At 53.9% G+C, this 21,112-nt stretch carries 19 protein-coding genes, 2 tRNA genes and 1 rRNA gene; 16 read left to right on the plus strand and 6 right to left on the minus strand.

All coding sequences use genetic code 11. The features are described 5' to 3' along the window. Window positions 1-68 precede the first annotated feature (68 nt). The 3 genes from rrf to HMPREF0201_RS21840 all read left to right on the plus strand — a co-directional run bounded on the left by rrf (window position 69) and on the right by HMPREF0201_RS21840 (window position 441). A 5S ribosomal RNA gene (rrf, locus tag HMPREF0201_RS21830) occupies window positions 69-184 on the plus strand. Window positions 185-238: 54 nt separating this feature from the next. After that, window positions 239-315: transfer RNA gene (locus tag HMPREF0201_RS21835), tRNA-Asp, on the plus strand. 50 nt (window positions 316-365) lie between these two features. Next, window positions 366-441 (plus strand) — tRNA-Trp (locus HMPREF0201_RS21840). Between the two features lie 79 nt (window positions 442-520). On the opposite strand, the gene hdfR is transcribed toward HMPREF0201_RS21840, so the two are convergent. Continuing rightward, the gene (hdfR, locus tag HMPREF0201_RS21845) at window positions 521-1,345 is read right to left on the minus strand and encodes an HTH-type transcriptional regulator HdfR (protein WP_016538952.1); all 825 of its coding nucleotides are present in this window, start codon (window positions 1,343-1,345) and stop codon (window positions 521-523) included. A 119-nt stretch (window positions 1,346-1,464) separates the two neighbouring features. On the opposite strand from hdfR, the gene HMPREF0201_RS21850 reads away from it, so the two are divergent. Beyond that, window positions 1,465-1,803, plus strand: a complete 339-nt coding sequence (locus HMPREF0201_RS21850; RefSeq protein ID WP_016538953.1) for a MaoP family protein — start codon at window positions 1,465-1,467, stop codon at window positions 1,801-1,803. Window positions 1,804-1,829: 26 nt separating this feature from the next. Here HMPREF0201_RS21850 and HMPREF0201_RS21855 read toward each other — a convergent pair whose 3' ends face one another. Beyond that, a complete protein-coding gene (locus HMPREF0201_RS21855) occupies window positions 1,830-3,350 on the minus strand; it encodes a YifB family Mg chelatase-like AAA ATPase (RefSeq protein ID WP_016538954.1) in 1,521 nt (506 codons plus the stop codon). Window positions 3,351-3,703: 353 nt separating this feature from the next. On the opposite strand from HMPREF0201_RS21855, the gene ilvL reads away from it, so the two are divergent. From ilvL to ilvA, 6 genes are all read left to right on the plus strand, one after another. Beyond that, on the plus strand, window positions 3,704-3,802 hold the full coding sequence (gene ilvL / locus HMPREF0201_RS22800) for an ilv operon leader peptide (protein WP_071530467.1): 99 nt from the start codon (window positions 3,704-3,706) through the stop codon (window positions 3,800-3,802). 140 nt (window positions 3,803-3,942) lie between these two features. Then, window positions 3,943-5,589: an acetolactate synthase 2 catalytic subunit gene (gene ilvG, locus HMPREF0201_RS21860; RefSeq protein ID WP_016538956.1), complete on the plus strand. Its 1,647-nt coding sequence runs from the start codon at window positions 3,943-3,945 to the stop codon at window positions 5,587-5,589. Further along, a complete protein-coding gene (ilvM, locus tag HMPREF0201_RS21865; RefSeq protein ID WP_016538957.1) occupies window positions 5,586-5,843 on the plus strand; it encodes an acetolactate synthase 2 small subunit in 258 nt (85 codons plus the stop codon). The genes ilvG and ilvM overlap by 4 nt, the downstream gene beginning before the upstream one ends. An 18-nt stretch (window positions 5,844-5,861) precedes the next feature. Continuing rightward, the gene (locus HMPREF0201_RS21870; RefSeq protein ID WP_016538958.1) at window positions 5,862-6,791 is read left to right on the plus strand and encodes a branched-chain amino acid transaminase; all 930 of its coding nucleotides are present in this window, start codon (window positions 5,862-5,864) and stop codon (window positions 6,789-6,791) included. A 74-nt stretch (window positions 6,792-6,865) separates the two neighbouring features. Then, window positions 6,866-8,716 (plus strand): dihydroxy-acid dehydratase, encoded by a 1,851-nt coding sequence (gene ilvD / locus HMPREF0201_RS21875; RefSeq protein WP_039899033.1) that lies wholly within the window; start codon window positions 6,866-6,868, stop codon window positions 8,714-8,716. Between the two features lie 2 nt (window positions 8,717-8,718). After that, the gene (ilvA, locus tag HMPREF0201_RS21880) at window positions 8,719-10,263 is read left to right on the plus strand and encodes a threonine ammonia-lyase, biosynthetic (RefSeq protein ID WP_016538960.1); all 1,545 of its coding nucleotides are present in this window, start codon (window positions 8,719-8,721) and stop codon (window positions 10,261-10,263) included. Here the strand turns inward: ilvA and ilvY are convergent. Next, window positions 10,260-11,153 carry an HTH-type transcriptional activator IlvY gene (ilvY, locus tag HMPREF0201_RS21885; RefSeq protein WP_039899035.1) on the minus strand — a complete coding sequence of 298 codons (894 nt, stop codon included), beginning with the start codon at window positions 11,151-11,153 and terminating at the stop codon, window positions 10,260-10,262. The two genes, ilvA and ilvY, sit on opposite strands and share 4 nt — an antisense overlap. Window positions 11,154-11,318: 165 nt before the next feature. Here ilvY and ilvC point away from each other — a divergent pair, with 165 nt between their 5' ends. From ilvC to HMPREF0201_RS21900, 3 genes are all read left to right on the plus strand, one after another. Beyond that, window positions 11,319-12,794: a ketol-acid reductoisomerase gene (gene ilvC / locus HMPREF0201_RS21890; protein ID WP_016538962.1), complete on the plus strand. Its 1,476-nt coding sequence runs from the start codon at window positions 11,319-11,321 to the stop codon at window positions 12,792-12,794. 89 nt (window positions 12,795-12,883) lie between these two features. Further along, on the plus strand, window positions 12,884-13,324 hold the full coding sequence (locus HMPREF0201_RS21895) for an Rrf2 family transcriptional regulator (RefSeq protein ID WP_016538963.1): 441 nt from the start codon (window positions 12,884-12,886) through the stop codon (window positions 13,322-13,324). Continuing rightward, the gene (locus HMPREF0201_RS21900; protein WP_016538964.1) at window positions 13,321-13,698 is read left to right on the plus strand and encodes a hypothetical protein; all 378 of its coding nucleotides are present in this window, start codon (window positions 13,321-13,323) and stop codon (window positions 13,696-13,698) included. The genes HMPREF0201_RS21895 and HMPREF0201_RS21900 overlap by 4 nt, the downstream gene beginning before the upstream one ends. 29 nt (window positions 13,699-13,727) lie before the next feature. Here HMPREF0201_RS21900 and ppiC read toward each other — a convergent pair whose 3' ends face one another. Beyond that, window positions 13,728-14,009, minus strand: coding sequence for a peptidylprolyl isomerase PpiC (ppiC, locus tag HMPREF0201_RS21905; protein WP_008455569.1), 282 nt, complete (start codon window positions 14,007-14,009; stop codon window positions 13,728-13,730). Window positions 14,010-14,092: 83 nt separating this feature from the next. Between ppiC and rep the strand changes: the two genes are divergently transcribed. Next, window positions 14,093-16,114, plus strand: a complete 2,022-nt coding sequence (gene rep / locus HMPREF0201_RS21910; RefSeq protein ID WP_016538966.1) for a DNA helicase Rep — start codon at window positions 14,093-14,095, stop codon at window positions 16,112-16,114. A 1-nt stretch (window position 16,115) separates the two neighbouring features. Here the strand turns inward: rep and gppA are convergent, their stop codons facing one another. Both gppA and rhlB read right to left on the minus strand, forming a co-directional pair. Further along, on the minus strand, window positions 16,116-17,600 hold the full coding sequence (gene gppA / locus HMPREF0201_RS21915; protein ID WP_039899040.1) for a guanosine-5'-triphosphate,3'-diphosphate diphosphatase: 1,485 nt from the start codon (window positions 17,598-17,600) through the stop codon (window positions 16,116-16,118). A gap of 8 nt (window positions 17,601-17,608) precedes the next feature. Beyond that, a complete protein-coding gene (rhlB, locus tag HMPREF0201_RS21920) occupies window positions 17,609-18,877 on the minus strand; it encodes an ATP-dependent RNA helicase RhlB (protein ID WP_016538968.1) in 1,269 nt (422 codons plus the stop codon). A 131-nt stretch (window positions 18,878-19,008) separates the two neighbouring features. Here rhlB and trxA point away from each other — a divergent pair, with 131 nt between their 5' ends. Continuing rightward, window positions 19,009-19,338: a thioredoxin TrxA gene (gene trxA, locus HMPREF0201_RS21925; protein WP_016538969.1), complete on the plus strand. Its 330-nt coding sequence runs from the start codon at window positions 19,009-19,011 to the stop codon at window positions 19,336-19,338. A gap of 359 nt (window positions 19,339-19,697) precedes the next feature. Then, complete coding sequence (rho, locus tag HMPREF0201_RS21930; protein ID WP_008455558.1) at window positions 19,698-20,957, plus strand: transcription termination factor Rho; 1,260 nt, start codon at window positions 19,698-19,700, stop codon at window positions 20,955-20,957. Window positions 20,958-21,112: the final 155 nt, after the last annotated feature.

A 21,112-nucleotide genomic window follows, 5' to 3' on the forward strand; every position in this document is an offset into this window, starting at 1 on the left:
AAATCGATTTTCAGCGAAGTTCAGGATTGAACTGATGGTCACGAAGTGATGGTCAGTAACAGAATTTGCCTGGCGGCCGTAGCGCGGTGGTCCCACCTGACCCCATGCCGAACTCAGAAGTGAAACGCCGTAGCGCCGATGGTAGTGTGGGGTCTCCCCATGCGAGAGTAGGGAACTGCCAGGCATCAAATTAAGCAGTAAACTGATGTAAAAATCAGTGGTTGTAAAGAAATTCGGTGGAGCGGTAGTTCAGTCGGTTAGAATACCTGCCTGTCACGCAGGGGGTCGCGGGTTCGAGTCCCGTCCGTTCCGCCACTTATTAAAATTAAGCCTGCTAACTTAGCAGGCTTAATAGCAAGAAATTTAGGGGCGTAGCTCAGTTGGTAGAGCACCGGTCTCCAAAACCGGGTGTCGCGAGTTCGAGTCTCTCCGCCCCTGCCATATATAATCCTTTGCTTCGGCAAAGGATTTTTTTTGTCCAAAATTTCCCTCACTCTCTTCCTCTGCGATTAAAAGCGCATTACTGCGCCATTAATTGTGTCTTTAATAACTCTTTGATTATGCTTTGTTTATCAGTATTTTGTAGCCAGACGGCATACAAAGGTCTGGATAAAGTCGTACTCTCCGCTACCGGCCAGATCTCTGCTTGCTCTTTTGCCCATTCAACCGGCAGGTAGGTGCAACCGTTGAGTTCCGGCATCAGCTTACAGGCCATTTTTGCCGAACTGGTGGTTAAAACAGGAATATCATCGCTGCCAATCAACTCCCCTTCATACTGATGAAAATCGGCTCCCCACTCAATACGTAGATAGTTGAGAGAAGCTTTATGACTTTCCGCGGAGGAGGAATAAAGCGCCAGGCTGAAATGGCCGAGCAGCTGGCTGGCGAACTCATCCATTTTTGGTGTTTCTGTTGTTAGCAACAGATCCAGCTGGCGCTCATGAAGCTGTTTTACCAGCGACTGTCGTTGTGCAATTCGTGCTTCAAACTGCAGGCCACTATGCTGTTGATAAAGTGAGATTAACCATTCGGAAAGCATACATTCCCAGAGCGAAGCGCTTGCCCCCAGGGTTAACTGATTATGCTGAGAAGTATGTGATACCTCTTTTTTCGCGGCCAACCAGGTATTCATCAGGTTTTCCGCGTAGGGCAGCAGCCGTTCTCCGGCAGTTGTCAGCCGTATGTTATTGCGATGGCGGGTAAAAAGGTTTACACCCAGCTGATTTTCGAGCTGTCGAATACGAAAGCTGACCGCTGACTGCGTCAAATAAAGTGCTTCTGCAGCGCGTCCAAAATGTCGGGTTCTACTCACTTCCAGGAAGGTTTTTAGTAATTCGGTATCCACGCCTTACTCCCAAAAATAATTTGTCGTTATGATTTAAATGTTTTGTTTTACACTCTGTCAAGCGTAACTAATACTCCGCGCCATAAATAGCTCGACCAAGAAAATCAGGAGCGTGTAGGATGGCGGAAAGCTTTACGACGTCTAATCGGTTTTTCGACAATAAACATTATCCGCGTGGGTTTGCTCGCCATGGTGATTTCACCATCAAAGAGGCGCAGCTGTTAGAACGCCATGGTTTTGCGTTTAATGAGCTGGATCTCGGCAAACGTGAACCCGGAACTGAAGAAGAAGTTCAGTTTGTTGCTGTATGCCGCGGTGTACGCGAGCCTTCCACAGAGGCAGAACGTGTCTGGAGCAAGTATATGGCACGTATTAAGCGTCCAAAACGTTTTCATACTCTGTCCGGCGGTAAACCGCAGATGGACACCGTTGAAGACTACACGGACAGCGATGACTAAGAAAAATGGGGCGAAAGCCCCATTTTTTATTCAGCCAGTCTTTGTAGATGCAGCAGCAGGCGATCTATAGCCCGATAGCTGAGTGCTTCCCGAAGATGCTCCCGCTCTATCTCCTCAGCATGCTGCATATCGGCAATCGTACGCGCGACTTTCAGCAGCCGCTGCCAGGCTCTTACCGACAAACCCAACTTCACCAGCGTATCCTCCAGCCAAACGGAATCATCCGGCTGAAGCCTGCAGTATTCGCGTATTTCATGATTGCTTAGCAGCGCATTGAGCTTATTCTGGCGGGCAACCTGGCACTCTCTTACCCCGGCGACTCTCTTCCTTATTACAGCGCTGCCTTCGCCGTTATGCCCAGACTGGCTTAGCATTCCTGCAGGAAGGAGGGGAATATCTACGGATAAATCAAAACGATCCAGGAAAGGGCCCGAGAGACGGTTCATGTAGCGTAATGTCTGCTGTGGGCTAGAGCGATTATGCTTACCTTCAAAATGCCCGGTGGGGCCAGGATTCATGGCGGCAATGAGCTGGAATCTTGCCGGGTAGGTAATTTTTGCCCGGGTGCGTGAAATATGAATTTCACCCGACTCAATAGGTTCCCTGAGCGAGTCCAGCACCCGGCGTTCAAATTCGGGAAGCTCATCCAAAAATAGCACGCCGTTATGCGCAAGGGAGATCTCCCCGGGCTGTGGAAGAGATCCACCTCCGACGACGGAGGTAAGGGAGGCGCTGTGGTGCGGAGCCCTGAACGGACGTTGTCGCCAGTGTCGCTTAAGAAGCGAGGACTGCACCAGGCTGAGAATAGCCGCACTCTGAAGCGCCTCAGCGTCGTTTAACGGGGGAAGAAGGGTGTTTAGCCTGCTTGCCAGCATCGTTTTGCCGGTACCCGGAGGGCCAATAAGCAGGAGGTTGTGCCCGCCGGAGGCTGTAATCTCGAGCGCCCGTTTCCCCAGGCTCTGCCCGATAATTTCATTCATATCCTCGGCGTAGTCTGCCTGCCAGGACGAAGGGCTTGCAGGCTTACGAAGCTCTCCTTTTCCTTCAAGCCAGGCGCAAACCTCGCTCAGATGGCTGGCAACGAAACAGCCGGGCTGGCTTATCAGGCCCACCTCATCCTCATTTTCTGCGGCAACAACAATTCTCCTTCCGGCTTTTAATGCCTCCGTTGCAGAAGATATTGCCCCTGAAACCGCGCGTAATTCACCCGTGAGCGCAAGTTCGCCGATAAACTCAAGCTGTGGCAGTCTTTCGCCGCTGAGCTGCTCAGAAGCGGCCAGCAGCGCTAATGCTATGGGGAGATCGTAGCGCCCACCCTCCTTGGGAAGGTCTGCTGGCGCGAGGTTGATGGTTATCTTACGTGCGGGAAAGGTATAACCGCTGTTAATCAGCGCGCTCCTGACCCGATCCCTTGCCTCTCTGACGGTGGTTTCCGGCAGACCAACAAGCGTTAGCCCGGGAAGCCCGGCACTGATATGCACTTCAACAGTGACCTGTGGCGCATGAATGCCCAGTGCTGCTCTGGTGAAGACAACAGACAGTGACATTATTCCTCCGCGTAAAACTCCATGTTGCGGGAGGATATGGTGATTAAATATTGCCCTTTTCTTTTTCCAGGAAACGCTTCGCGGACTTTTTCATCCGCACTCTTTTTTGCAAACTTCGCTGCGAGGCAGATCCCAGAACGATAACTTTTTTCTGGGTTTCATCGGGGAAATGGCTGAGTGAACCTGTTTTATGAATTATTTTCACTTTGCCCTTATTAACTGAAATTAAATAGTTTTTATGCTAATTATTTTTAGCTTGATTCTTTTCGTCATAAAAAAATATTGTGCTTTGCGTCAACTCTGTGATAACTCTGTAGGCATTACTTCGAACTAGACGTTAGAACATACAGAAAATGACAGCCCTTCTACGAGTGATTAGCCTGGTCGTGATTAGCGTGGTGGTGATTATTATCCCACCGTGCGGGGCTGCACTTGGAGAAAGAAAGGCTTAAAAATCAAGCCTGAATCGAAAAGAACCCCCGCACCGAAAGGTCCGGGGGTTTTTTGTTGACTGAAGAATGTGAAGCGAGGAACAGAGCATGTGTTGCAGAATAAAATGCTGTTTCTCCGGTAATGAGACGGGGAACTAACTATGAATGGTGCGCAGTGGGTAGTACATGCGTTGCGAGCGCAGGGTGTTGAGACAGTTTTCGGTTATCCGGGCGGCGCAATTATGCCGGTGTACGATGCATTGTACGACGGCGGTGTGGAACATCTACTGTGTCGCCATGAGCAAGGTGCTGCGATGGCGGCCATCGGTTATGCGCGTGCAACCGGCAAAACCGGAGTCTGTATTGCGACCTCCGGCCCCGGCGCCACCAACCTGATAACCGGCCTGGCCGATGCTCTGTTAGATTCCGTTCCGGTTGTGGCCATTACCGGGCAGGTAGCCGCTCCGCTGATGGGCACCGATGCTTTTCAGGAAGTTGACGTTCTGGGCCTGTCTCTGGCCTGTACCAAGCACAGCTTCCTGGTTGAATCTCTCGATGAGCTGCCGCGTGTGCTTGCCGAGGCGTTTGAGATAGCAAATTCTGGCCGTCCTGGCCCGGTGCTGGTTGATATCCCTAAGGATATCCAGCTGGCCTCAGGCGAACCTGAACCGTGTTTGTCCACCGTTGATGATGAGCCAGATTTGCCTTTTGCTGCACTGCAACAGGCCCGCGAGATGATTTCGCACGCCAAAAAGCCGATGCTTTACGTCGGTGGTGGCGTTGGAATGGCTCAGGCTGTGCCTGCATTACGTGAGTTTATCGCCGTTACAAATATTCCCTCTACCGCCACTTTAAAAGGGCTGGGCGCGGTGCCTGCAGGGCATCCTTTTTACACCGGCATGCTCGGCATGCACGGGACAAAAGCAGCGAACCTGGCGGTTCAGGAGTGTGATTTACTGATTGCCGTGGGCGCTCGCTTTGATGACCGCGTAACCGGCAAGCTGAATACCTTTGCCCCGCACGCCAAAGTTATTCATATGGATATCGACCCTGCCGAGCTGAGCAAACTGCGCCAGGCACACGTTGCTTTGCAGGGGCCCTTGAACCAGCTGCTTCCCGCTTTACAGCAGCCTGTGCATATTGCTGAATGGCGGCAGCATATCGCCGCGCTGAATGAAGAACATCAGTGGCGCTATGACCATCCGGGTGAAGCAATTTATGCTCCTCTTCTGCTGAAGCAGCTTTCCGAACGCAAGCCGAAAGAATCCATTGTGACCACCGACGTGGGCCAGCATCAGATGTGGACCGCGCAGCATATGACCTTCACTCGTCCGGAAAATTTCATTACCTCAAGCGGTCTGGGCACCATGGGGTTTGGCCTGCCTGCCGCTGTAGGTGCGCAGGTTGCCAGACCGGAAGATACGGTTATCTGCGTCTCTGGCGACGGTTCATTCATGATGAATGTCCAGGAGTTGGGTACGATTAAGCGCAAGCGACTGCCGGTAAAAATCCTGCTGCTGGATAACCAGCGTCTGGGGATGGTAAGACAGTGGCAGCAGCTGTTTTTCGACGAGCGTTACAGCGAAACAACCCTTACCGACAACCCTGATTTCCTCACGCTGGCCAGCGCCTTTGGCATTCCTGGACAGCACATCACCCGTAAAGACCAGGTAGAAGCCGCGTTAGACGCCATGCTGAACAGCGACGGCCCGTACATGCTTCACGTCTCAATTGATGAGTACGAAAATGTCTGGCCGTTGGTGCCGCCCGGTGCCAGTAACTCGCAAATGCTGGAGAAATTATCATGATGCAACATCAGCTCGCAGTACAGGCACGCTTTCGTCCGGAAACCTTAGAGCGCGTTTTGCGCGTAGTGCGCCACCGTGGCTTTCAGATCTGCGCCATGAATATGGCCGCGGCGGGAAATACCGACAATATTAATATTGAATTGACCGTTGCGAGCCTGCGACCTGTCGAATTACTGTTTACTCAATTAAGCAAGCTGGTTGACGTTGCCTGCGTTGAAATCCAGCAACCAACATCACAACAAATTCGCGCCTGAGCGTAAAGGAAGAGAACAATGACGACCAAGAAAGCTGATTACATCTGGTTCAACGGCGAGATGACTCCGTGGGGCGAAGCAAAAGTACACGTCATGTCCCACGCGCTGCACTACGGGACTTCGGTATTTGAAGGCATCCGCTGCTATGACTCGCACAAAGGACCAGTGGTGTTCCGCCATCGTGAACACATGCAGCGCTTGCGTGACTCAGCAAAAATCTATCGCTTCCCGGTATCGCAGAGCATCGATGAACTGATGGAAGCCTGCCGCGCGGTTATCCGTAAAAATAACCTCACCAGCGCTTACATTCGCCCGTTGGTCTTTGTGGGTGACGTGGGCATGGGGGTTAACCCGCCTGACGGCTACACCACCGACGTCATTATCGCGGCCTTCCCGTGGGGCGCTTACCTGGGTGCAGAAGCGCTGGACCAGGGCATTGATGCGATGGTTTCTTCCTGGAACCGTGCGGCGCCTAACACGATTCCAACCGCAGCTAAAGCGGGTGGTAATTATCTGTCTTCCCTGCTGGTTGGGAGTGAAGCTCGCCGCCACGGCTATCAGGAAGGGATCGCGCTCGATGTGAACGGCTTCCTGTCAGAAGGCGCAGGTGAAAACCTGTTTGAAGTGAAAGATGGCGTTATCTATACCCCGCCGTTCACCTCTTCCGCACTGCCGGGCATCACCCGCGATGCCATTATCAAACTGGCAAAAGATTTGGGGATCGAAGTTCGCGAGCAGGTATTGTCCCGTGAATCGTTGTACCTGGCGGATGAAGTATTTATGTCCGGCACCGCGGCGGAAATCACCCCGGTGCGCAGCGTAGACCGTATTCAGGTTGGCGAAGGCCGTTGTGGCCCGGTCACCAAACGTATTCAGCAGGCATTCTTTGGCCTGTTCACCGGCGAAACCGAAGATAAATGGGGCTGGCTGGACCCGGTAAACCAATAAGCTTTACACAAAAAATATAATCAGGCGGGCGGCGAAAGACCGCCTGCGACCCGACAGACTGGAGTAAATAAAGCATGCCTAAGTATCGTTCTGCCACCACAACCCATGGCCGTAATATGGCGGGTGCCCGCGCTCTGTGGCGCGCAACGGGGATGACCGACGCCGATTTCGGCAAACCTATTATCGCGGTAGTGAACTCCTTTACCCAATTCGTTCCGGGCCACGTTCACCTGCGCGACCTGGGTAAGCTGGTTGCTGAACAAATCGAAGCGTCCGGCGGCGTAGCCAAAGAGTTCAACACCATTGCGGTAGATGATGGCATTGCGATGGGACATGGCGGCATGCTTTATTCACTGCCGTCTCGCGAGCTGATTGCCGACTCGGTTGAGTACATGGTCAACGCCCACTGCGCCGATGCCATGGTGTGTATTTCGAACTGCGACAAAATCACCCCGGGGATGTTAATGGCGTCTCTGCGCCTGAATATTCCGGTTATCTTCGTTTCCGGTGGCCCGATGGAAGCCGGGAAAACTAAGCTCTCGGACCAGATAATCAAACTGGATCTGGTTGATGCGATGATTCAGGGCGCGAACCCGAACGTTAGCGACGAGCAAAGTGAGCAAATTGAGCGCTCCGCCTGCCCGACCTGCGGCTCCTGTTCCGGGATGTTCACCGCCAACTCGATGAACTGCCTGACCGAAGCGCTGGGCCTGTCGCAGCCAGGCAACGGCTCGCTGCTGGCGACCCATGCCGACCGCAAAGAACTGTTCCTCAATGCCGGGAAGCGTATTGTCGAACTGACCAAACGCTATTACGAACAGGACGATGCCAGCGCGCTGCCGCGTAACATCGCCAGCAAAGAAGCGTTCGAAAACGCCATGACGCTGGATATCGCAATGGGCGGCTCAACCAATACCGTGCTGCACCTGCTGGCCGCTGCTCAGGAAGCCGAAATTGACTTCACCATGACCGATATTGACCAGCTGTCCCGCAAAGTCCCTCAGCTGTGTAAAGTGGCGCCAAGTACCCAGAAATACCATATGGAAGACGTGCACCGTGCGGGTGGCGTTCTCGGCATCCTCGGCGAGCTGGATCGCGCCGGGTTGCTGAACCGTGAAGTGAAAAACGTGCTGGGTCTTTCCCTGCCGCAGACCCTCGATCAATACGATGTGATGTTGACCAAAGACGAGGTGGTGAAAACCATGTTCCGTGCGGGCCCTGCGGGTATTCGCACCACCCAGGCCTTCTCCCAGAGCTGCCGCTGGGACACGCTGGATGACGATCGCGCCGAAGGCTGTATCCGCTCGCTGGAAAATGCCTACAGCAAAGATGGTGGTCTGGCCGTTCTGTACGGCAACTTCGCTGAAAACGGCTGTATTGTTAAAACGGCCGGCGTTGATGAAGGCAGCCTGGTATTCCGTGGCCCGGCGAAAGTCTACGAGAGCCAGGATGATGCGGTAGAAGCTATCCTAGGCGGAAAAGTGATCGCAGGCGATGTGGTCGTTATTCGCTACGAAGGGCCGAAAGGCGGGCCGGGCATGCAGGAAATGCTCTACCCAACTACCTTCCTGAAATCTATGGGCCTCGGTAAAGCCTGTGCCCTGGTCACCGACGGCCGTTTCTCCGGCGGCACCTCCGGCCTGTCGATTGGTCACGTTTCACCGGAAGCGGCCAGCGGCGGCAACATTGCCCTGATTGAAGACGGCGACATGATTGCCATCGATATTCCAAACCGCGGCATTGACTTGCAGCTTAGCGAGCAGGAGCTGGCGGCTCGCCGTGAAGCACAGGAAGCTCGCGGCAGCGAAGCCTGGACGCCTCGCAACCGTGAACGTCAGGTTTCCTTCGCGCTGCGCGCTTACGCAAGCCTGGCTACCAGCGCGGACAAAGGCGCAGTACGCGATAAAAGCAAGCTTGGAGGCTAACCATGGCTGAGTCACAACCGCTACCCGACGCCCCCTGTGGGGCGGAGTACCTGCGAGCGGTGCTGCGCGCGCCGGTCTATGAAGTCGCACAGGTCACGCCGCTGCAGAAAATGGACAAGCTTTCTTCGCGCCTGGATAACGTTATCCTGGTGAAGCGCGAAGACCGCCAGCCGGTGCACAGCTTCAAGCTGCGCGGGGCATATTCGATGATTGCCGGGCTGAATAGCGAGCAGAAAGCCTGCGGTGTGATCACCGCTTCCGCAGGGAATCACGCTCAGGGCGTGGCGCTTTCTTCCACGCGGCTTGGCATCAAGTCGCTGATCGTTATGCCGGTGGCAACGGCGGATATCAAAGTGGACGCCGTGCGGGCGTTCGGTGGAGAAGTGTTGCTGCACGGCGCGAATTTCGACGAAGCAAAAGCTAAGGCCATCGAGCTTTCGCAATTGCAGGGGCTGACCTATGTTCCTCCGTTTGACCACCCGGCCGTCATTGCCGGGCAGGGGACGCTGGCGCTGGAGCTGTTGCAGCAGGATGCCCACATCGATCGAGTCTTTGTACCGGTTGGCGGCGGCGGGCTGGCGGCGGGCGTGGCGGTTCTGATCAAGCAACTGATGCCGCAGATCAAAGTGATCGCGGTGGAAGCGGAAGACTCAGCCTGCCTGAAGGCGGCGCTCGATGCCGGTAAACCTGTCGATCTGGCTCGGGTTGGGCTGTTTGCGGAAGGCGTCGCGGTTAAACGCATCGGGGATGAAACATTCCGCGTTTGCCAGGAATATCTGGACGACATCATCACCGTGGATAGCGATGCCATCTGTGCGGCGATGAAGGACCTGTTTGAGGATGTGCGTGCCGTTGCTGAGCCTTCCGGGGCGCTGGCGCTGGCCGGAATGAAAAAGTACATCCAGCAGCACAACATCCGCGGTGAACGCCTGGCGCATGTGCTGTCCGGAGCTAACGTTAACTTCCACGGATTGCGTTATGTTTCCGAACGCTGTGAGCTGGGTGAACAACGTGAAGCGCTGCTGGCGGTAACCATTCCCGAGCAGAAGGGCAGCTTCCTGAAGTTCTGCCAGCTGCTGGGCGGACGTTCGGTAACCGAGTTTAACTATCGCTATGCCAGCTCCGACAATGCCTGCATTTTTGTCGGCGTACGTCTGACCCGGGGTGTGGACGAGCGTAAGGAAATTATCGGCCAGCTGAGCGAAGGCGGTTATGGAGTGGTCGATCTCTCTGACGATGAGATGGCGAAGCTTCATGTTCGCTACATGGTCGGCGGGCGGCCTTCCAAGCCGCTGCGCGAAAGGCTCTACAGCTTTGAATTCCCGGAATCTCCGGGCGCGCTGCTGAAGTTCCTCAGTACGTTGGGTACGCACTGGAACATTTCCCTGTTCCATTACCGTAGCCACGGCACCGACTACGGACGGGTACTGGCGGCGTTCGAGCTGGGTGAGAACGAGCTGGATTTCGAAACCCGCCTCAACGAGCTGGGCTACGAATGCCACGACGAAACCAATAACCCGGCGTTCCGTTTTTTCCTGGCCGGTTAATGACTGCCGGGCAGTAGTTTCCAGAACGCACTAACAAGCGGCTCATTGAGCCGCTTTTTTTGTACACAAACGCCAAGCTCGAACGGCGTGTTCTCATCGCTACGCTCCAGGATCAGCACGCGGTTGCGAACCGGCTCGGGGCTGTTTTCCAGCACTATCTCGGGGATTAGCGCTACGCCGCAGCCCAGCGCCACCATCGAAACCATGGCTTCGTGCCCGGCAACCGTGGCGTAAATCAGCGGGTTACTGACTTTCTGGCGGCGGAACCACAGCTCAATACGGCGGCGGACCGGCCCCTGTTCGGGCAGGATAAATGGAATTTTGGCCCAGTCGGGTTCCGGCTGGCTGACCTGAGCGCGAACCGGGCAAGGAAGCGCGGGGGCAATGAGCGCGACGGATAAATTTTCCAGCATCGAAAAAGCGACGCCCGGAGGCAGAGATTCCGGCTTTCCGGCAATGGCGAGATCGGCTTCGTTGGAGTCGACTTTTTCCACCGCATCGGCAGCATCGCCGGTAGTGAGCTTGATTTCAACGGAGGGATGCTCGGCGCGGAAGCGGTCAAGGATCGGCGGTAAGTGACTGTAGGCGGCGGTGACCGAGCAAAACAGATGCAGCTCGCCGCTCAGGGAAGGCCCCTGCTGGCCTAGCGTATGCCGCATCTGCTGATATTGAAGCAGCGTATGCTGGGCAAACTGGCGCAGTTGCTCCCCGGCCTCGGTCAGCGTAACGGTGCGGTTATCACGTAAAAATAGCGGCTGACCAAGGTCGTCTTCCAGGCGCTGGATTTGGCGCGAAAGTGTAGAAGGGCTGACGTGCATCGCTCGGGCGCTACGCCCGAAATGACGGCTTTCGGCCAGATGCAGAAAGGTTTTCAGATCGCGTAAATCCATGGTTGCCTGCCCTCGGTTTGGCATTGCAATAATTGCAACGCGACGTTGTTAATATATCAATTTAAGCAACGCATTTCCTGTCATATAGTGGGTTCATTCTATGCAGCACGACACGGCTGCAGAGCCCTTACAATAAGCACAACACGACACATACGGAGTTCTACGATGGCTAATTATTTCAACACTTTGAACCTGCGTCAGCAGTTAGCGCAGTTGGGTAAATGTCGCTTCATGGGGCGCGATGAATTCGCCGATGAAGCAAGCTACCTCAAAGGTAAAAAAGTGGTCATCGTCGGCTGTGGCGCTCAGGGTCTTAACCAGGGCCTGAACATGCGTGACTCCGGGCTGGATGTTTCCTATGCTCTGCGTGCAGAAGCGATTGCGGAAAAACGTGCTTCATGGCGTAAAGCGACCGAAAACGGCTTTAAAGTAGGAACTTACGAAGAGCTGATCCCGCAGGCCGACCTGGTTGTTAACCTGACGCCTGACAAGCAGCACTCCTCCGTCGTTCAGGCCGTGCAGCCGATGATGAAAGATGGCGCTGCGCTGGGCTATTCCCACGGCTTCAACGTGGTTGAAGTGGGCGAAACCATCCGTAAAGACATCACCGTTGTTATGGTGGCGCCGAAGTGCCCGGGTACTGAAGTTCGTGAAGAATATAAACGTGGTTTCGGCGTGCCGACGCTTATCGCCGTTCACCCGGAAAACGACCCGAAAGGCGAAGGCATGGCTATCGCTAAAGCCTGGGCTGCTGCAACCGGCGGCCACCGTGCTGGCGTGCTGGAGTCTTCCTTCGTGGCTGAAGTTAAATCTGACCTGATGGGCGAGCAGACTATCCTGTGCGGTATGCTGCAGGCCGGTTCTCTGCTGTGCTTCGACAAGCTGGTGGCTGAAGGGACCGATGCCGCATATGCCGAAAAACTGATTCAGTTTGGCTGGGAAACCATTACCGAAGCGCTGAAGCAGGGCGGTATTACGCTGATGATGGACCGTCTGTCCAACCCGGCTAAAATCCGCGCTTACGCGTTGTCTGAGCAACTGAAAACCATCATGGCGCCGCTGTTCCAGAAACATATGGATGACATCATCTCCGGTGAATTCTCCTCCGGCATGATGGCTGACTGGGCAAACGACGATAAAAACCTGCTGACCTGGCGCGAAGAGACCGGCAAAACCGCGTTCGAAACCGCTCCGCAGTTTGAAGGTAAAATCTCCGAGCAGGAATATTTCGATAAAGGCGTTCTGATGATCGCCATGGTGAAAGCGGGCGTTGAGCTGGCCTTCGAAACCATGGTTGATGCCGGCATCATCGAAGAGTCTGCATACTACGAGTCCCTGCACGAGCTGCCGCTGATTGCTAACACCATTGCACGTAAGCGCCTGTACGAAATGAACGTGGTTATCTCTGATACCGCTGAATACGGCAACTACCTGTTCTCCTATGCCGCCGTTCCGCTGCTGAAAGAGTTCATGACGACTCTGCAGGCGGGCGATCTGGGCAAAGAGATCCCGGCTGCAGCGGTAGATAACGCCCAACTGCGCGATGTGAACGAAGCGATTCGTAACCACGAAATCGAAAAAGTGGGCAAGAAACTGCGTGGCTATATGACTGATATGAAACGCATTGCTGTTGCTGGTTAATAAGCCAGTGGGAAGAAAAAGGCGCTCAGGCGCCTTTTTTTGTGCCCGTCATCTTGCCGCACACCTTTTTATGTAATATTGTAAGTTACATGAAAACGAACAACTCCTTCTCAGCAACGCTGCACATCCTGCTCCACCTCGAGCAGATGGAAAAACCGTTAACATCGGAGCAGATGGCCGCTTTTATCGACGGCAACCCGGCATTTATTCGTAAAGTTCTGGCTGGCCTGCGCGAGAGCAAAATCGTCTGCTCGACCAAAGGGCATCACGGCGGCTGGAAGCTCTGTCGCCCGGCAAGCGAAGTCACGCTGCTGGATATTTATCTGGCGCTGGGTTCGCCGGGGCTCTTTGCCCTGGGCAATCGTAATGAAAACCCGGAATGTCTGGTTGAGCAGGGGGTTAATCGGGTGATGTCCGATACCTTCGCCGCGGCCGAAGAGCTGGTGCTGGCGCGCTTTAAAAGCATGACATTACGGGATATAGGCAGCGAATTTATCAGCTATTTCAATGAAAAGGGGCACGATGAATGATTTCTACTTTAACCACTGACCTGCCGGTCTGCCTGATGATAGCGCTGGCCGCCGCCAGTATTTCGATGACGATTACGCAAACAGAGCTGTTTGCCGGTTTACGCGGCTGGACGGCAAGAAAGAATGCCATGCTGGGCCATCTCTTCCAGTGTTTCTACTGCCTTAGCCACTGGGTTGTATTTGCAGGCATGCTTGTTTATCGCCCGTATCTGCTGCACAGCGGAATGCCGGTAATTGACTGGATCATGACGGCATTTATTACCCTCACGCTGACCACTTTTGTGAACGGGATTATCTTTAAAGTATTCCAGATGGCGGTCGGGACCCATTTGCTGAAGCATGAGGCTCAGCAGACGCTACACCCGACAAAATAATGCAAAGGCCGGGAAACCCGGCCTTTAACTTAGTTGCGGTACAGCACCTTGATGATGTGGTAACCGAACTGAGTGTGCAGCGGGCCGTAAGGCTCCAGCAGCGGGCAGGAGAAAACCACTTTATCGAAAGCAGGAACCATCTGGCCCTGGCGGAATTCACCCAGGTGGCCGCCTTTTTTACCCGATGGGCAGGTGGAGTGTTTCTTGGCCAGTTTTTCGAAGTCGCCGCCGTTTTTCAGCTGTTCGAGAAGGTCTAAAGCCAGTTTTTCTTCCTTTACAAGGATATGCAGTGCTGCTGCGGTTTTTGCCATGATAGTGCCTTGAGTCATGTTGATTACGCTCGCTATACTACCACGCTGTTTTTCTCCCCTCCCGACTTTCATTGAGTGACCTTATGCGTTTAAACCCTGGCCAACAACAAGCCGTCGAATTTGTCACCGGACCCTGCCTGGTATTGGCCGGCGCTGGCTCGGGTAAAACTCGCGTTATTACCAATAAAATTGCCCACCTGATCCGCGAAAGCGGCTACCAGGCTCGCCACATTGCGGCGGTGACTTTTACCAATAAAGCCGCGCGCGAAATGAAGGAACGTGTGTCGCAAACGCTGGGGCGTAAAGAAGCCAGAGGGCTGATGATCTCCACCTTCCACACTCTGGGGCTGGAAATTATCAAGCGCGAGTACGCGGCATTGGGAATGAAGTCTAATTTCTCGCTGTTTGACGATACAGACCAGACGGCGCTGCTAAAAGAGTTAACCGAGGGGCTGCTGGAGAATGACAAGGTTCTGCTCCAGCAGTTGATTTCGACCATCTCTAACTGGAAGAACAGCCTGCTGACCCCGGCTCAGGCTGCGGCCCAGGCTAAAGGCGAGCGGGATCGTATTTTTGCCCACTGCTACGGGCTTTATGACACGCACCTGAAGTCCTGCAACGTGCTGGATTTTGATGATTTGATTCTGCTGCCAACCCTGCTTCTGCAACGCAATGAAGAGGTTCGGGAGCGCTGGCAAAACCGTATTCGTTACCTGCTGGTGGATGAATATCAGGATACCAACACCAGCCAGTATGAGCTGGTGAAGCTGCTGGTAGGCGCCCGGGCACGATTTACCGTGGTAGGCGATGACGATCAGTCGATTTACTCGTGGCGTGGTGCGAACCCACAAAACCTGGTTTTACTGAGTAAGGATTTCCCGGCGCTGCAGGTGATTAAGCTTGAGCAAAACTACCGCTCATCTCGCCGCATTTTGAATGCGGCAAATATCCTGATAGCCAATAATCCACACGTTTTCGAAAAGCGGCTTTTCTCCGAGCTTGAACACGGCGCAGAGTTAAAAGTAGTGACGGCGAATCATGAAGAACATGAGGCGGAGCGGGTAACGGGGGAGCTAATTGCTCATCACTTTATCAATAAAACTGACTATAAAGATTACGCCATTTTGTACCGCGGTAACCATCAGTCGCGGGTATTTGAAAAGATGTTGATGCAAAACCGCATTCCGTATCATATTTCCGGCGGCACCTCATTTTTCTCGCGTCCTGAAATTAAAGATCTGCTGGCCTACCTGCGCGTGCTCACCAACCCGGATGACGATAGCGCCTTCTTGCGCATCGTTAACACGCCGAAACGCGAAATTGGCCCGGCAACGCTGCAAAAGCTTGGCGAGTGGGCGACGCAGCGTAATAAGAGCCTGCTGACCGCCAGTTTTGATATGGGGCTGAGCCAAACCCTCAGCGGGCGCGGGCTGGAGTCTTTACAGCGTTTTACCCACTGGCTGCGCGAAGTGGCTACGCTTGCCGAACGGGAGCCGGTTGCCGCGGTACGTGACCTTATCCACGGCATTGATTACGAAAGCTGGCTGTATGAAACATCGCCCAGCCCGAAGGCCGCCGAAATGCGCATGAAAAACGTTAATCAGCTGTTCAGTTGGATGACGGAAATGCTGGAAGCAAGCGATCTGGACGAACCGATGACTCTGGTTCAGGTGGTGACTCGTTTTACCCTGCGCGACATGATGGAGCGCGGCGAAAGCGAAGATGAGGCCGATCAGGTCCAACTGATGACGCTGCACGCCTCCAAGGGGCTGGAATTCCCGTACGTCTATCTGGTTGGCATGGAAGAAGGGATCCTGCCGCATCAGAGCAGCATTGATGAAGATAATGTGGATGAAGAGCGCCGGCTGGCTTACGTGGGCATTACGCGCGCTCAAAAAGAGCTGACTTTCACGCTTTGCAGGGAGCGCCGTCAGTACGGTGAACTTGTGCGCCCCGAGCCGAGCCGCTTCCTGCTGGAGCTGCCGCAGGATGATTTAAGCTGGGAAACCGAGCGTAAAGTCGTTTCTGCTGAAGAGCGGATGCAAAAGGGACAGAGTAATGTCGCCAACATCCGCGAAATGTTGGCAAAAGCGCGTAAAAGCTGAGTTAGTTAACGTTAAGCGGCCAGTGAACGTAGCTTTGCCAGAGTTTTTCCTGCTCGAGCAATTCGGCGCCGAGCGGATGGCAGGCCAGCCAGTGTTCAGGCAGCCCGAGATGCAGCATTTCACCCTCTGCCCGGAGGTCGATAACCGGCAAAATGTCGTCGCGACGGCGGCTGGCGAAGATAATAGCCAGGCGTAGCAGGCGACAAAGGCGCTCGGCCACGCGCGGCGGCACCGCGTTCTGCTGGTGCAAAGATGAAAGATCGACGGGATTGGTCTGGTTAAGCAACAACGTTGCCAGCAGCTTTTTCTGGGCAGGCGTGTAGCCCGGCAGGTCCAGATTTTTCACCAGATAGGCCGCGTGCTGTGGCGCATGTCTGAAATCAATGCTTAGGCCAATTTCATGTAGCAGAGCGCTGCTTGCGAGCATTTGCTGACTGAGGGGATCGAGTTCCCACGGCCCAGCGACCTGGGAAGCAAAGTTTTGCGCCAGCTGTTCCACGCGGGCAGCCTGGCCGGTATCTACCATGAAACGCCGCTGCACATTACGCAGCGTTCTCTGGCGAATCTCCTGGTCGACCGCGAGATGCAGCATGCCGTACACCAAACCCTCACGCAGCGCGCCGCCGGCGAGCGTCATGCATTCGATGCCGAGTTGCTCGAAAATGGCGATGAGTATGGCTAAACCGCTTGGGAAAACTAAAGCGCGTTCCAGGGTTAAGCCTTCGATTTCGAGCTCTTCAAGGCGACCACATTGAATCGCTCGCTGTTTTAGCTGTTGCAGTTTTGCCAGGGTAATGCGTTCATCCATCCCCTGAGCCATCATGATTTCCTGCAAAGCCTGAACGGTGCCTGAGGCACCCACGCAGATTTTCCAGCCATGGCTTTTGAGCTCGTCAATGACCGGCTTGAGCACTTCGCTGGCCGCTGCTTCGGCAGCAGCAAAGTTTTCCTGGGCGAGATTGCGGTCACTAAAGAAGCGTTCCAGCCAGGTCACACAGCCCATAGAAAGGCTGAACAGGGAAGTCGTTTGCGCCCCCGTGCCCGTCACCAGTTCGGTGCTCGCGCCGCCGATATCCACTACCAGGCGCTGGTCAGCGCCGCCGGTCGTATGGGCCACGCCCTGATAAATCAGGCGAGCTTCTTCTTCGCCGCGTATAACCTGCACCGGGCAGCCGAGGATCTGCTGAGCTTTTTGCAAAAAAACGTCGGCGTTGACCGCAAGGCGAAGCGTCGCGGTGGCGACCACGCGGATTTGGCTCTGAGGAATATCCTGAAGACGTTCGGCGAATAAGCGCAGGCATTGCCAGCCACGCTCCATTGCTTCCGGGGAGAGAACGCACTCGCTGTTTAAACCGGCAGCGAGGCGAACTTTTCGTTTGATGCGGGTTAAAGTTTGTATGCTTCCCGCCACCTCACGCACAACCAACATATGAAAACTGTTAGAACCCAGATCAATTGCTGCATACAGTGAGGTGGAGCTAAGCATAGATTTTTTTAACCTGCGCGACGACGATTACCACGGGGAGCACCACCGCGACGTGGGCCGTTGCCCGGGCGGGCGCGGGTCAGACGTTTTGGCGGAGGAAGCTCGTTTAACAGCGCTTCGGCATTGTATTTACTGACCGGAATCGAGTGGCCGATATAGGTTTCGATCGCCGACAGGTTCAGGGCGTAATCTTCACATGCGAGGCTTATCGAGTGACCGCTTGCCCCGGCACGACCGGTACGGCCAATGCGGTGCACGTAATCTTCGCAATCGTCAGGCAAATCGTAGTTGAAGACGTGAGTGACGGCCGGAATGTGTAAGCCACGAGCCGCAACGTCGGTTGCTACCAGAATATCGAGGTCGCCACGGGTAAATTCTTCGAGAATGCGCAGACGCTTCTTCTGTGCAACGTCGCCGGTTAACAGCCCAACGCGGTGGCCGTCTGCGGCCAGATGACCCCAGATATCTTCGCAGCGATGCTTGGTGTTAGCAAAGATGATGGCGCGGTCCGGCCATTCTTCTTCGATGAGCGTTTGCAGCAGGCGCATTTTTTCATCGTTAGAAGGATAGAACAGCTCTTCTTTAATGCGGTGGCCGGTTTTCTGTTCCGGTTCAACTTCTACATATTCCGCATTGTTCATCTGCTCAAAGGCAAGTTCACGTACGCGGTAAGAGAGGGTGGCGGAGAACAGCATGTTCAGGCGCTGGGTAACCGGCGGCATGCGGCGGAACAGCCAGCGAATATCTTTAATAAAGCCGAGGTCGTACATGCGGTCGGCTTCATCCAGCACCACAACCTGAATGGCGCCTAAATTAATGTGGTTCTGTTTGGCATAGTCGATTAAGCGACCGGTAGTGCCAATCAAAATGTCTACGCCGCTTTCCAGCACTTTCAGCTGTTTATCATAGCCGTCGCCGCCGTAGGCAAGGCCAAGCTTCAGGCCGGTGGCCTGCGCGAGAGGCTCGGCATCCGAGTGAATCTGTACCGCTAACTCGCGGGTTGGCGCCATAATCAAGGCGCGCGGCTGATTCACCTGACGGTTCTCAGGAACCGGGTGTGAGAGTAAATAGTGGAACGTTGACGTCAGAAACGCCATCGTTTTGCCTGTACCGGTTTGCGCCTGCCCTGCAACGTCACGATTCGCCAGTGTCAGCGGAAGTGCCAGTGCCTGAATTGGGGTGCAGTTATGAAAGCCTTTACTTTCAAGGGCTTCAATCACCTTAGGGTGCAGGGCGAAGTCGGAAAACTTCTTTTCGGTCAAATGTGTTTTGCTCATAGTGTGGTAGAATATCAGTTTACTATTGCTTTACGAAAGCACATCCGTTGAAATAAACCGGGTGAAATAAAGTCACCCCAAGTTGGTTAATGCTACACCAACAAGGTAGACACAATCCTGTGGAGTAGAACATGAGCGATAAAATTATTCACCTGACTGACGGCAGTTTCGACACGGACGTGCTTAAATCTGACGGGTTGATTCTGGTTGATTTCTGGGCAGAGTGGTGTGGTCCTTGCAAAATGATTGCCCCGATTCTCGACGAGATCGCTGATGAATATCAGGGCAAACTCACCGTGGCTAAGCTGAACATCGACCAGAACCCGGGTACAGCGCCAAAATACGGCATTCGCGGTATCCCAACCCTGCTGCTGTTCAAGAACGGTGAAGTGGCCGCCACCAAAGTGGGTGCGCTGTCTAAAGGCCAGTTAAAAGAGTTCCTCGACGCTAATCTGGCATAATGGAATCTCAGCCGGTGCGTGCCGGGCTTGCATTTTTTTGTGAGCTGCTGGACGCCCGGCGTCAGTCATGCTAAGTTAAGTTTGACTTCGCTTTGAACTTGCCTTTTAGTTTGAATCTTTGTATTACCTAATGCTTCCCGCTCGCTGTCAAATCAACTCTCTTTTACAGCAATCACAGCGGATGCATAACCGATTTCGGGCTTATCACTCATTCCGTTATATCGTTTCAGTTCTGCGTTTTTCCTATGACCAGGCAGCGATTAGCATGTGTGGTAGCCATTAAACAGGCATGGATGACCCTGCCATACCATTCACGAAACTAAGTTCGAGATTTACCCCGAGTTTAAGAACCCACCATTATGAATCTTACCGAATTAAAGAATACGCCGGTTTCTGAGCTGATTACTCTCGGCGAAAATATGGGGCTGGAAAACCAAGCCCGCATGCGCAAGCAGGACATCATTTTCTCCATCCTGAAGCAACACGCTAAGAGTGGCGAAGATATCTTTGGTGATGGCGTGCTGGAGATACTGCAGGATGGATTTGGTTTCCTCCGCTCCGCAGACAGCTCCTACCTTGCCGGTCCCGATGACATCTACGTTTCTCCCAGCCAAATCCGCCGTTTCAACCTCCGCACAGGGGATACCATCTCCGGTAAGATTCGTCCGCCGAAAGAAGGCGAACGTTACTTTGCGCTGTTGAAAGTTAACGAAGTTAACTATGACAAGCCGGAAAACGCCCGTAGCAAGATCCTGTTTGAAAACTTAACACCGCTGCATGCCAACTCTCGTCTGCGCATGGAACGTGGTAACGGTTCAACCGAAGACTTGACTGCTCGCGTACTGGACCTGGCATCGCCTATCGGTCGTGGCCAGCGTGGCCTGATCGTCGCGCCGCCAAAAGCCGGTAAAACTATGCTGCTGCAAAACATTGCTCAGAGCATTGCTTACAACCATCCGGACTGTGTGCTGATGGTTCTGCTGATCGATGAACGTCCGGAAGAAGTGACCGAGATGCAGCGTCTGGTAAAAGGTGAAGTTGTTGCTTCCACCTTTGACGAGCCGGCTTCCCGCCACGTTCAGGTAGCCGAAATGGTTATCGAGAAGGCGAAGCGCCTGGTTGAGCATAAGAAAGACGTTATCATCCTGCTGGACTCCATCACCCGTCTGGCTCGTGCGTACAACACCGTGGTTCCGGCCTCAGGCAAAGTGCTAACCGGTGGTGTGGACGCTAACGCCCTGCACCGTCCAAAACGCTTCTTCGGCGCCGCGCGTAACGTGGAAGAGGGCGGCAGCCTGACCATCATTGCTACCGCGCTTATCGATACCGGCTCTAAAATGGATGAAGTTATCTACGAAGAGTTTAAAGGCACCGGCAACATGGAACTGCATCTCTCCCGTAAGATCGCAGAAAAACGCGTCTTCCCGGCTATCGATTACAACCGTTCCGGTACCCGTAAAGAAGAGCTGCTGACGACCCAGGAAGAGTTGCAGAAAATGTGGATCCTGCGCAAAATCATCCACCCTATGGGTGAGATAGATGCAATGGAGTTCCTCATCAATAAGTTGGCGATGACTAAAACCAACGACGACTTCTTTGATATGATGAAGCGCTCTTAAGTAACAAAAACTCGGGGAACGCCACGCTTAGTCGTGGCGTTTTTCTTTTCTGCTCTATACGATATGCACACGGTTAATGTTGCTGTTAACCAATATCTGGAACAGTTTTATTTACAAAATTCCTTTTGCAACAGGCTTGACTCATAGTCAAACAC

It is taken from the genome of Cedecea davisae DSM 4568 (assembly GCF_000412335.2).
GTDB lineage: Bacteria > Pseudomonadota > Gammaproteobacteria > Enterobacterales > Enterobacteriaceae > Cedecea > Cedecea davisae.